8 protein-coding genes are annotated in these 12,405 nt (G+C 46.2%); 3 read left to right on the forward strand and 5 right to left on the reverse strand.

Annotated features, from left to right (window positions below; translation table 11 throughout):
* Positions 1 to 109: 109 nt before the first annotated feature.
* Entirely contained in the window at positions 110 to 1,777 is a 1,668-nt protein-coding gene (locus OP864_RS10450) for a vWA domain-containing protein (protein ID WP_270098144.1), read from the reverse strand.
* Positions 1,778 to 2,412: 635 nt separating this feature from the next.
* A complete protein-coding gene (locus OP864_RS10460; protein ID WP_270098146.1) occupies positions 2,413 to 7,308 on the reverse strand; it encodes a T9SS type B sorting domain-containing protein in 4,896 nt (1,631 codons plus the stop codon).
* Positions 7,309 to 7,790: 482 nt separating this feature from the next.
* On the opposite strand from OP864_RS10460, the gene OP864_RS10465 reads away from it, so the two are divergent.
* From OP864_RS10465 to OP864_RS10475, 3 genes are read left to right on the forward strand one after another with little or no spacing between them, the layout of a single operon-like run.
* The gene (locus tag OP864_RS10465) at positions 7,791 to 8,360 is read left to right on the forward strand and encodes an NUDIX hydrolase (protein WP_270098148.1); all 570 of its coding nucleotides are present in this window, start codon (positions 7,791 to 7,793) and stop codon (positions 8,358 to 8,360) included.
* Entirely contained in the window at positions 8,361 to 8,849 is a 489-nt protein-coding gene (gene folK / locus OP864_RS10470; protein WP_270098149.1) for a 2-amino-4-hydroxy-6-hydroxymethyldihydropteridine diphosphokinase, read from the forward strand.
* A 4-nt stretch (positions 8,850 to 8,853) separates the two neighbouring features.
* Entirely contained in the window at positions 8,854 to 9,513 is a 660-nt protein-coding gene (locus tag OP864_RS10475; protein ID WP_015692967.1) for a deoxynucleoside kinase, read from the forward strand.
* Between the two features lie 623 nt (positions 9,514 to 10,136).
* Here the strand turns inward: OP864_RS10475 and OP864_RS10480 are convergent.
* From OP864_RS10480 to OP864_RS10490, 3 genes are all read right to left on the reverse strand, one after another.
* Positions 10,137 to 10,586, reverse strand: a complete 450-nt coding sequence (locus tag OP864_RS10480; protein WP_270098150.1) for a hypothetical protein — start codon at positions 10,584 to 10,586, stop codon at positions 10,137 to 10,139.
* A gap of 129 nt (positions 10,587 to 10,715) precedes the next feature.
* On the reverse strand, positions 10,716 to 11,285 hold the full coding sequence (locus OP864_RS10485) for a hypothetical protein (RefSeq protein WP_270098151.1): 570 nt from the start codon (positions 11,283 to 11,285) through the stop codon (positions 10,716 to 10,718).
* A gap of 140 nt (positions 11,286 to 11,425) precedes the next feature.
* Positions 11,426 to 12,025: a hypothetical protein gene (locus OP864_RS10490; protein WP_270098152.1), complete on the reverse strand. Its 600-nt coding sequence runs from the start codon at positions 12,023 to 12,025 to the stop codon at positions 11,426 to 11,428.
* Between the last annotated feature and the right edge of the window lie 380 nt (positions 12,026 to 12,405).

Genomic DNA, 12,405 nt, shown 5'->3' on the forward strand with positions numbered 1-12,405 from the left:
TTGGCGGCTTGGGTCTGGCCTTGCGGCCACCGCTGCGCAGCGCTGGGCCAAAAGCGCTTGATTAGCTAGTTAAAGTTAAAAAGCATCCTTTGCATTCAGAAGTAATGGCTTAATTATTTTGGGCCGCGGCATTACTTTTTATTTGGGCGGCCAACTGGATCAATTTCACCAGCTCGGCACGGTCGCCATTGGGGTCTTGGCCTTTGGCAGAGAGGGCCCAATTTTTCACCTTATCAAAATTGGCTGTTCCCTTAAACTCTGAATCTCGGAGCAGCATACCAAAGGCAGCCACTGCGGCCGAGAAGCGGAAGTTATCGGAGGTTTGCTCTACGGCAGCATCCTTATTGAGATTAAACTCTAGGAGTTTGCTTTTGTCGCTATCCAGAGGTTTGTAGCGCAGCTTAAGCGTCATGAGGTCGCTACTATTATTTTTGATGCTTGGGGCATCTTGGTACTTGAGTGCGGGGTGTTGAGTTACTTTTTGGGTAGAGGCCGAACCTTGGGGAATAATTTCATAGATGGCCGTAACGGTATGTCCAGCGCCCAACTCGCCTGCATCCTTGGTATCATCATCAAAGTCTTCGGCTTTGAGCAGGCGGTTTTCATAGCCCACTAGGCGGTAAGCCTTCACCAATTGTGGGTTAAATTCAATTTGGATCTTCACATCCTTGGCGATGCTAAACATATTGGCGCGCATTTCTCGCACAAAGACCTTTTTGGCCTCCTTTTCATTATCGATATAGAAATAATTGCCATTGCCTGCATTCGAGATCTGTTCCATGCTATCATCCTTATAATTGCCCATACCAAAGCCGCAGATCGTGAGGTAGATATCCAGTTTGCGTTTTTCGGTAATCAGATCCACCAAATCAGAGCTACTAGAGGGGCCAACATTAAAATCGCCATCGGTAGCAAGGATCACTCGGTTGTTTCCCCCTTCAATCAGGGCTTCTTGGGCTGTTTTATAGGCCAGCTCAATTCCTTGTCCACCAGCGGTAGAGCCGCCAGCTTCTAGGCGATCGAGGGCTGAAAGAATTTTATTGGCTTGGCTAGCGGGGGTAGAGGGCAGGACCAAACCTGCGGCTCCCGCATAGGCCACAATAGCCACCTTATCCTTATCATCTAATTGAGAGAGCAACATTTTGAGGCCTTGTTTGAGTAGGGGGAGTTTATTGTCGCTAGACATAGAGCCAGAGCAGTCAATCAAAAAGACCAAATTAGAGGGCTTGAGTTCATCATAGTTGAGGTCTTTCCCTTGTAGGCCAATATGCAAAAGCTGATGTTCTTGGGCCCAGGGAGCTTGGCTGAGCTCCATATTTACAGAGAAGGGATGTTCGCCAGTGGGTTGGGGATAATCATAATCAAAATAATTGATCATTTCTTCTAGGCGGACGGCTCCATTGGGGGGAAGTTGGTTCCATTCGCTTAGGTAGCGGCGGACATTGCTATAGGCGGCATTATCTACATCAATAGAAAAGGTAGAGAGGGGATTATCTTTGGCCCCAAGGAAGGGGTTTTCGATAATTTTGCCATACTCTTCGGTATTTTGATCGGGGAGGTTGACCGTTGTACTATCCATAAGAGCGGACTCTGGCTCTTCTGGCTCGACGACTTCGCCAGTGGCTTCTTCGGTAACGGCGGCTATTTCTTCTTTGAGGGAAGAGCGGGATTGGGTCATCATTTCGGCCTCTTTGGCTCCAGAGAGTTTAGATTGTTCACAGCTTTGGCCCAAAAACAAAAAGCTGATGAGGGCCAGGGGCAAAAAGTAGGATTTCATAGTGGTTGATTTAAGTGAAGGAGGAATATCCTCTAGGGGAAAATGTTTGCTTCAGTGCATTAGATGAAGCCGAGGGGGCTTCTGGCGTTTTAAGATAAGCTTTTTTTGTGGTTTTGCTGGATTGTTTTGGGGCTGCCCCAGCCTTTGGCTGGGTCGGGCCATTGCGCAGCTCGCAGGTCTGCTCGGCCCTGCAGCGGCGAAGCCGCTTTGGTCTGCCGCCTTTGGCGGCCCTGCTACAGCCCCTCAGCCTGCGGGCCTTCGGCCCTTTTTAGTATTGTTTTCTAAAATTTGCGGCCAGCCTCCCCGAGGGATTCCTTAGGGAATCCCGTAGAGGGGTGGGTGGGCGGGGACATATAGAGGAATGAGGAGCGTGGCGAGGAATACCGCTTAAAAGGGAGGGCCAGCTGGCCGAAGAAGAACGCCCCAATAAAACTGATTTGATGAGCGGCCCAGCGCTGCGGAGGGGTGGCCGCAGGCCAGACCGAAGGCGAAACGAAGTAAAGCCTGAAGGGCCGAACAGCCCTGTGAGCCCCGCAGCATAGCGGCGGCCGGCTTGCCGGCCGCGGGCCCCAAAAAAAGAAGAGCCAACCCACCTTTCGGCAGATTGGCTCTTCGGTATGCGGCAAAAGCTCAGCTTAACGGAGAAGCGTCACTTGGCCACGAACAGTTTGTACTTCTCCACCAGGATATTGGTAAGAGAATACGTAGATATAAACATCGCGGGCTTGCAATTCGCCATTGAGGGTACCGTCCCAACCCTCGCGAGGATCGTTATTGTCGCCATCAAAAACAACTTGTCCCCAGCGGTTGTAGACCTTAAACTCGACAACCTCTACATTATCGCTCAAGCGGTAAGGCAATGGACGGAAGCTATCGTTTTCTCCATCATTGTTAGGCGTGAACGCATTGGCAAATCCAGAGAATTGGACAGGTAGAAGGTTGAGGTAAAGCGTATCCGTAGATTGGCAAGATCCATTGTCGGCAACGATAACGAAAGCCAAAGGATTTTGCGTAGTATCTAGAGTTGTTACGGTAGTTTGGTAAGCGTTGGCATCGGCCACATCAGAGGCGGGAGACCAAACATAGCTTACACCAGTTTCTGCGCCTGCGGTACCAGCGGCGATATCGATTGTGCTACCGATAGGCATGCTTGTATCCTGAACGCTAGGACTTACAATATAAGGAGCGATAACAGGGTAGCGAACCTCGGCAGTAGCGGTAGCAGAGCAACCGTTCACATCTGTAGCGGTAAGGGTATAAGTACCTTCAGTAACGCCATTGAGGTTAGTCACTGTGTCGCCAGTGCTCCATAGGTAGCTGTAAGTAAATACGCCAGAGCTATCGGGCCATCCACCTTGAACATTAGCGGCAAGGTCTTCACAGTTAGTCACATCGATAGCTACTTCGGGATCATCTTCTAGGACCACTAGGCCATTGAGGCTAGTTTCGCAAACGCCACCATCTAGGGTAACCGTTACCGAGTAAGTACCTGCAGAGAGGTTGCTTACATCTTGGGTCGTTTCTCCATTAGACCAGAGGTAAGTGATTTGGTTAGATCCAGAGCTAACAGAGTTCACTTCGATATCGTAGAAACCGTTGCTAGCGCCAACACAGATTTGCTCTTCACGAGCGACTACGCGGGCTTCGATGGTTCCACCGACAAGGTTGAAGGTAGCGCTATCTTGGCATCCACCTGCACCAGTAACAGTAACAGAGTAAGTACCGATAGAGAGGTCAGAGAGGTCTTCAGAGCTAGCGCCATTAGACCAAACGAAAGTATAGCTATTATCGCCAGAGACCGTCAAGTCGATATTACCATTATCTAGACCACAAACGGGGCTATTCACATTGGCATTATCAATATTTACGGTAGAGCCTCCAACGGTATAGCTATCGGTAAAGGTACAGCCATTTTGATCTGTAATCGTTAGGCTATAGGTACCGGGCGTCAAGTTAGAGATTGTATTAACAGCAGTTGCGCCATTGCTCCATTGGTAATCCAAAGAGTTGGGGTTACCAGGAACGGGGTCACCAGCCATAGACTGAACGGCGGTAATTTCGATAGATCCATCGGCGGGGCAGCCTGTAGCGTCTGTAATATTTACAGTAACGGTGGGGGCTTGAGCAAAAGGACCAAATACATTGATATTATTGACTACAGACTGACAGCCATTGGCATCAGTAGCGGTAACTGTATAAGTGCCCAAAGGCAAGTTAATCGCAATTGCTGTAGTTTGGCTAGCTGCATTAGCATCCCATTGGAAGCCATAAGGAGCAGTACCGCCAACAGCACTTACTTGAGCGGCACCGTCTACAGTGTTCCAGCAAGAAGTACCAATAACAGAGTCGAGGCTAGCGATAAACTCAGTAGGCTCGGCAATAGTAATTGTATCCGAGTAAGCTACACAACCGAAAGAGTCGTAAGCCACCGCATAGTAAGTATCGGGCATAAGGCCAGAGAAGCTAGCGGTATCGGGAGTATTGACGAAAGCAATTTGGCTATCGGCAGCATTATAGAGGGTAAAGTCGTAATTGGGGCCCAAGTCACCTTGTGTACCCAATAGTTGAATCATACCATCATTGGCTTGGTAGCAGCTAATATCCATGCTGCTCACTGTAGAGACCTGAGTGGGATTCACACAAGGAGTTGTACAGCAAGTAAATAGGGTAGCGGCATTATCGGGGCAAAGTCCAGCACCACCTAGGGCACGAACTTGAATTTGGAAGCATTCTCCATCGCGGAAGCCAGTGACCAATACACTGTCTTGAGCCAAAGGAACAGCTACCCAAGTAGCGCCAGAATCTAGGCTATATTCCCAGCCAGTAGCGCCAGCAGAACCGCTCCATTCAAAGAGAATTTCACTGGTGTAATTTGTGGGGTTACCACAGCTTACCACAGGAGCGGGAATAGTAGAGTTGATGACAATCTCTGTAGAGTCTACCATAGGGCAACCCGCTTCGATCACCGTACCGTAGTAGGTGGTCGTACCAGCAGGAAAGACCGAAGGAGAATCTGTAGAATCATTGATGATGGCAATATTAGGCGACCAGTCATAAACCAATAGCGGCTGAAGGATACAGTTGCTAAAGGTAACTACTGGACGAACAGAAGTTGTTGTGGGTGTACCCAAAGAACCAGGAAGACAGCCACTCACTCCATCGGCAAAATCACCGATTGCAGAGACATATGGAGTCGTTTCTGCGGCCACATCATCATCAGAAGTCCAGTTACCGTTATCAAAGCAGAACTCCACCAATAGGCTAGAAGTACCATCCCATTCGTAAGGGCTGCTAAAGGGAATTAGGTTAGCTCCTGCAGCAGTGGTATAAGTACCGCTGTAAACAACCGTAGCGCTAGGGTTGGGTAGGAAAGCTGTTGCCCCTGAAGGAATAGAAGTTAGGGTAGTACAGGCCAAAGAAACAGTAAAGTTACTAAAAGGTAGTGAGCTTCCCTTAGCCACTACATTTAGTGTCATATCGTTAAGTAGGCCAGGTTGTACCCCAGCAGCCAACAATTCGCTAGCGGGAATAATCATCTGAAAACGACTATCCTCAAAAAAGCCACGGAAAGGCTGGTCAGAGGTAGTTGTCGCCGTACCAACAGTAACCTGTTGTTGAGGGCCACCGCAAGGACCAGGATTAGGTCCACAAGCGCCAGAACTCATTCCGCCAGAACCTGTACCATAGTTCATGGCCAATACAACTGTATCGCCAGGACAAATAGTATCTGTAGCGGGAGTAATATCGGGAATACCCGTGCGGAACTTCAAGCCAATAGTATCACTACCCACACAAGCTCCATAAGCATATTCTACATAGTAAGTAACCGAGTCGCCAGGAGCACCTACTAATGAGCCTGTAGGACTAGCGACATTTGTTGCGCTAAGGTCATTCACTCGAGTAGCTGGAGAAGAGGTCCAAGTCCAGTTACCATTGATTAAGTCAATACCAGGTCCAGTTGCATTGGTGGTAAAGTTCAAGGCATTGGGCTGACCATTCTGACAAAGTGAAGTGTCAGAGGCCAAGCTTGTCACATCTAGTGGCAAGTCAACCAAAGCAATACTTACCGTATCCGTAGTAATACAGCTGGCTCCAGTAACGGGGTCAGGAGTAGTGATAAACTGTACCTCATAAGTAACTACATCACCAGCTACTGTAGAAGCAGGAACACTAGCAATGGGGTTACGAATAGTATCATCGCTAAGTGGAGCCGTAGGTCCAGCAATCTGTACCCAGTTAAAGCTACCTGCTACAGAGCCCCCTGGGCCCAAAGAGAAGGTCTGTGCACCTAACTGAATATCTTGAGCCACACCAGCACAAATAGAAGTATCACTAGCCGTAACATTTACCCCAGGAATCACTAGGCTAAAGCCAAGGTAAGCCGGAAGCGGAATGGGACAAGCATTATCCGTTACCGCAATGGTAAAGTTATTTACCCCAATTTGAGCATTACAAGTACGAATCTGTACATAGAGCTCCAAAGAGTCAGGGCGGTTAGGATCAGGATTAAACTGGAAAATGCTAAAGTTAGCAGGTCCAAATACAGTCCCAATATTTGAGTTGTTCGGATCCAAAGAAAGCGTATCGCCATCAGGGTCTACAGCTGTAATCTGAAACTCTAGGGTATCACACTGACAAGTAACAAAGGTACGGTTAGTGGTATCATAGGTTCCCCCACCCGATACAATAGGCTCTGTATTGTTTACCCCTGTATTCGTACAGTTGTTCAATACCACCACTTGCATATCACGCATAATCGTACTAATGGTATCGCCATTACGCACCTCATAAACTCTTACCGCAGCCACAGAGGTCTGGGCAATACTAGGCGTAAAGGTCATCTGCCCCGTGTTGGTATTAAATACCATACCGTTGGCCGGTGTAGTAAAGAAAGGCTGAGCCGCAGTAGCTCCCCCTTGAAAAATATAAGGATCAGCAGGACCAGTCTGGAAAGGCGTGATCATCTCATAAATCAAAGAGTCTCCATCTACATCAATCGCCCCATGGTTAAAGGTAAAGGGCTGCCCAGCACAAATATAAGGCGTAGGCAAAGAGGTAAATCGAGGCGAGTTGTTACAAAGCCCATTTGTGTTGTTAATGGTTGTCTGAATGGCCATCGACTGGCTGCCAGCATTGTCTCCATTAGTAATGTTACTGTTCCGACAACAGGTATTCCAAGACACTACCCAAGAATCACAAGCCGAAGGCAAGGTGACCGTAGCCGTGTACTCATAAACCTGCGTACCCTGAATAGTACCCGCACCACCACAAGTGGTGTTAGGCAACTCATCTGGACAAACAGGGGTGATCTCATCACCAAAACGACTTCCCGCATTAAAGGTGATGTTGGGCTCCGCCAAACCACAGTTTGGCGCCGTTAAACTTACCGATAAACTGGTAGGCATAGAAATACCATCGCAATCTCGGTATAGCTGAAATGTTACCTGATACTGGTTGTTCCCCAGACAGGTATAGTAGACGTCCCCACCAACAATGTGGCTGGCTTGCGCATCTCCTGCCGAAAATAGCAAGAAAAACAAGGGTAGAAACAGACCTAAGGCCCACCTACTCAGAGACGTAATACTCCAATGTAAACTTTTGTATTCCAAGGCTATATTACATTTGAAGGGTTAAATAAAAATGTTTTTCAATCCACTAATAAAGGGCTAAAATGCAGTCGCACAGCCCCTTTAAAAGTTACTAACAAAGTTAGCATTTTAATAATAAAAATTTAAAATCAACGGCCAATTCTATAAATTTTAATCATATCTATACCAGCTCCTTACCCAATAAAAAAATAAAGGCTTAACTATTAAAACTATTATTTTTGCCTTTACGCTGCTTGCCGTAAAACTTTTGTTGCCGCCCGCTCTCCCCAAAAAAGACAAGCCCCAAGCCCATTTTGAAAAAGATCCCCAAAAGTTAAGTCTTTAAGGATCGAGCCCCTCTGCCCATCCCAAAAGTCAAAACAAAAAGTTATCTTCGCAGCATTTCTATAAGCCGAATCTTGATTATGTACACGATCTTCCACGGACCCCACCATATCCAACTCCTCGAAGGCCCCCAAATCTGGAAGGCCGAGCAAATTAGAGCCCTCCTCCTTAGCTTTGAATCCGCTAGTACTCCTCAAAAACGACTTATTCCCGCTAAAGGATTAGAGGCTCTCTGGAAAAATGTATTGGCCCAATTCCATTACCTCGAAGCCGCAGGAGGCCTCGTCCATCACCAAGAGGATGTACTCGCCATCTACCGCTTCAACCGCTGGGACCTCCCCAAAGGCAAAATCGAAAAAGGAGAATCTCCAGAACAAGCCGCTCTCCGAGAGGTAGAGGAGGAAACTGGCCTGGCCGCTCTCGAACTCGGCCCCAAATTACCTTCTACTTATCATATTTATTGGAACCCCTATAAGTCGCTCTGGTCGCTCAAAAAAACGCATTGGTTCCAAATGAAGGCCCTAGCCAATGGCCCCCTCATGCCCCAAACCGAAGAAGGTATCGAAGAATTAGCCTGGCGCCCCCTCCAAGCCATGAAAACCGAAGCGAATACTTACGCTAGTATCGCCGAACTGCTTAAATCTTGCTAAATGGCTCTCGCTCTACTCGCTCTGGGCTCCAATATGGGCCGCCCCAGAGATTTCCTGCAGTTCGCCCTCAATGAACTGACCCAATTGGGACAAATTACCGCCCAATCCGATGTCTACCTCACCGCCGCCTGGGGCCTAGAAGATCAAGCCGATTTCGAAAATATGGCCCTGGCCCTGCAGTGCAAACTCAAGCCAGAAGAACTCCTCCAGGCTTGCCTGAATATAGAAGCTAAGGCCGGCCGTATCCGCAAACAAAAATGGGGACCCCGCTGCCTCGATATCGATATCCTCTTCTATGATGAGCTGGTCCTCAATACCCCAAGACTCCAAATCCCGCACCCCCAACTCCACCTCCGACGATTTGTCCTCGAACCCCTTCAGCAAATTCAACCTCACTTTATCCACCCTCAGTTGCAGCTATCTGTACAAGATCTACTCGATCGCTGCCAAGATCCGCTTCCTGTTCAAAAAATAGCCTCCCAAAACTAACATCATGCAAATCGCTAACGGTAATTATATTGTTATTGAAGGAAATATCGGCACCGGCAAAACCTCTTTCTCCGAGCTGCTGGCCAAAGATCTTAATGCCCGCCTGATCCTCGAAGAGTTTTCCGATAATCCTTTCCTCCCCCTCTTCTACAAAAATCCCGAACGCTACGCCTTTCCCGTAGAGCTCTTCTTCATGACCGAAAGACACAAACAACTCCAAGAGGTCCTGATGAATCCCGACCTCTTCCAACAATACACCATAGCCGATTATGTCTTCTCCAAAACCCTGCTCTTCGCCGGCCAAAATCTCCGCGGAGAAGAACTACGCCTCTTCCAACGCCTGTTTACTACCCTCAATTCTATCTTCCCCCAACCCGACCTGCTGGTCTATCTCCACCGATCGGTCCCCGAACTAATTCGACAAATTAAGAAGCGCAACCGCAGCTATGAACAAGATATCGCCCCCGATTATCTCAAGAAAATCCAACAGGCCTATTTCAATTTCTTCCGCCTCCAACAAAACGAAATCCCTATCCTGGTCCTCGATGTAGAAGGGATGGATTTTGTCCACAATCCCGAGGATTACCAACTCTTACTCGACCTGATCGCCCAACCCTACGAAAAAGGCCTGCATTTCTGGAAAGGTAGAGCAGAAGGATTCTAATCCTTTTTTGGGGCTGCCCCGCCTTGCAGGCGGGTCGGGCTGTTTCAGGGCTCGCAGGTCTGCTCGGCCCATCGCTTTTTTCGCTATGCTCAAAAAGCTTGGTCTGGCCTTCGGCCACCCTTGTCCATCCCTCAGCCGCGTCGCTTCGCTCCTTTTTACTGTAGGTTGAAACCTACAGCAACAATGGTATTGCTCCGCAATGATATATGAATGAGGGTTAAAACCACTCATGAAATGAACTAGCCTAGCTAGCTGCAAAAAAATATGGGCCTATGGTTTCAACCATAGGCCCATAATGCGTTATAATAAACAGCAAATAAGGGCTAAAATGTTTATTTATGGAGGGTTTCAACCCTCCATTGAACACAAAAATGCATTCGTTAATTGGCTGTAGGTTTCAACCTACAGGCCCATATAGCAGGCCCCTAGGGCCGCAGGCCTAGGGATGGTAACTGGGGCGGCAAAGCCGCAGACCTAGGGGCTGAAGCGAAGCGGAAGCCCCGCAGGGCCGAGCGAGCAGCGAGCCCCGAAACGTAGCGCCCGCCAAAGGCGGGAGGCCCCATGATTTTGAAATCTAAATTAGATGTATAGTATTTTTGATTACAAGCTATAAATAACTTAGATTACTTTCCCCACTCATCAACATTTAAGTCCTCATAAATATCAGCCTTTAAATAGTCTTCTTTGAATGAATCATAACGATTTTCAGCAGAATATGGTACCTGTATTTTTTTATCTTCAGAAGTATATACCCTAATAGTTTGCCCTAAACTGCCATCAGGACCTCCAACAGGACTAATGTTAATATTGATAAACGAAGAGTTGTCAAAATACAAATAAAAATTATCATCATATATTGAATCTCGTATGTCAATTAGGGTGGCTTCTTTCCTGTCCCCATCAAAAGATATATCTATTTCTTCAAACAAAGAAAGATCAATTTCTTTTCTATCCTTAAGATAGAAGGAGCTACCACTGAAAAATATTACAGTCTGACAGCCACTTCTTAAGATGATCATTTCTTTTAGAAATTCACTACTTCCTTCAATACATCTAAAAAAAACTTTATCCATAATTATTACATTTTATACGGCTATAAAGCCCATGTTTTATTTCTATTTGGGGGATCAACCGCCGCAAATTTGCTGCGGAGGTCCCCAAGTTACTTAGGTTGCGATTTAAGGAAAAGATAGAGGAACTAACTACCAATCTGGCTGGCTGTATAATTCACCAACATCTAGTTTGTAGTATACAATATTTACCTCTTCAGAATTGCTTATATCAGGGTAGTAGTCAGGTCTTGATGAAGAATAAGTTGTTGCTTTATATACCACTATTCTATCCTCAAATATTTTTGCCCATTGTATGATATAGAATCCACAATAAGCGTAGTCATAAGTTTTGATAATTAGCTCCCCATCCTTGATTAAATAATAACCAGTATAGCCATTTACCATATTATTAGCCACCTCATTATTTAGACTGTCTAGTCCTGTGCTACTATACAGCTTACCGTCTGCAAAAAAACGCTTAAAAAAATACATTGGTCCAAAATTAGTATCTGGGTAGTATAAATAATAGATCGCAGTTGTATCTATCAAGTCTTTAGGGTAAAGGTCCTCTGCTTTGGTCACATACCAATCTTTAAACTTTTTAGGAATGACATTTCCTCTAGCTGTTCTCGTATCAGTACAAATAGCGCAAGAATATTGCAGCAAAAGCAGCAAGCCAACTAGGGCCAGTTGATATGAGCGGTAGTTCTTCTTTTTCATGAAAAGCATCTATTTTATATCTCAAGATGCTCATTTATTTGGTTTCCCCTATTGCTTTTGGTCTGGTGTAGTTAATGGGGGGGGATAGAAAGCAAAGAAGGGTTAAAAAGTCTGAGGAGGCTCTGCTTATTGGAAGAGCATTATGACTCCTCCCCAGCATTTTTTATAAAGGGATTAAAATAATACAATCTACAACTGGGGCAAGCTGTCATCTCGTTATCTGTCTTCACCTCCCAACTCTCTGTACAAGCTGGGCAAAATAACCAGCTCATCTTGGGATCTAAGATCATGGCCGACTCTCCACTAATATTGAGGTTGGGATTGAAAAATTCTAGCCCCAATTTCTTTCTATAGCTTTTAGTTACTTTAGTATACTTAGCTTTATAATAAAGATCCTCATAGAAATCTGGATTATCTGCCCATTCTTTAAAGCTAATGATCGAATCCAAGCCCGTACGAATAGGACTATATTTAATTGTTCCCAAACGAAAGTGTTTAGAGAGTCGAGGATCTACTACTTCAAAAAATTCTAAAGGAAAAGGATCTGGAACATCCCAGAAGCTCTCTGTGTAGACATACACAAAGGGGATGTAGGAGTATTGTATGGCATGAACTACATAGTACTCTCCCAATTGAAGACCATCGTAATAGCTTCTTAAATGGAAACAGTCTTGCAAGTTGGTCTTAATCCAATCATTAGATGACTCTTCTAGGGACTCAATTTTACATTTTACTAGCATGATAAGTTTGTCTTTATTGAAAATGCTAACCAATTCACTCAACTATCGCCTAGCCTGCTACCTTTATTCTGTTTGAAGAGCTAGAATGCTGCTCTTGGCGTATTAGTTCCCTCTGCAGCTAGCAAATATATAAAGCCAATTAGGAAGAAGAGAGACTGTTCAAAATTCTGTGTTTCTCCTTTCTGCGCCTAGGGACAAGCCCCTAGGCTAGCTTTTTAGACAGCCCTCTTCGAGGGCCTTGGGATGCAGACCGCTTCGCTACAATGACTTAGCAAGAAGATACATACTCACAATTGAGGCCCTTTAGGGCTGACTCCATTTGATTAGCCTAGGGGCTTGTCCCTAGGCGACTATTGGTCAAATCCTAACAAGCTATTGGC

The sequence above is a fragment of the Saprospira grandis genome, from assembly GCF_027594745.1.
GTDB classification, from domain to species: domain Bacteria; phylum Bacteroidota; class Bacteroidia; order Chitinophagales; family Saprospiraceae; genus Saprospira; species Saprospira grandis.

Bases quoted from the DNA above. Each gene is read 5' to 3' on its own strand.
- OP864_RS10480 (WP_270098150.1), bottom strand. From the start codon at position 10,586: ATGGATAAAGTTTTTTTTAGATGTATTGAAGGAAGTAGTGAATTTCTA.
- OP864_RS10450 (WP_270098144.1), bottom strand. From the start codon at position 1,777: ATGAAATCCTACTTTTTGCCCCTGGCCCTCATCAGCTTTTTGTTTTTG.
- OP864_RS10475 (WP_015692967.1), top strand. From the start codon at position 8,854: ATGCAAATCGCTAACGGTAATTATATTGTTATTGAAGGAAATATCGGC.
- OP864_RS10490 (WP_270098152.1), bottom strand. From the start codon at position 12,025: ATGCTAGTAAAATGTAAAATTGAGTCCCTAGAAGAGTCATCTAATGAT.
- OP864_RS10485 (WP_270098151.1), bottom strand. From the start codon at position 11,285: ATGAAAAAGAAGAACTACCGCTCATATCAACTGGCCCTAGTTGGCTTG.
- OP864_RS10465 (WP_270098148.1), top strand. From the start codon at position 7,791: ATGTACACGATCTTCCACGGACCCCACCATATCCAACTCCTCGAAGGC.
- folK (WP_270098149.1), top strand. From the start codon at position 8,361: ATGGCTCTCGCTCTACTCGCTCTGGGCTCCAATATGGGCCGCCCCAGA.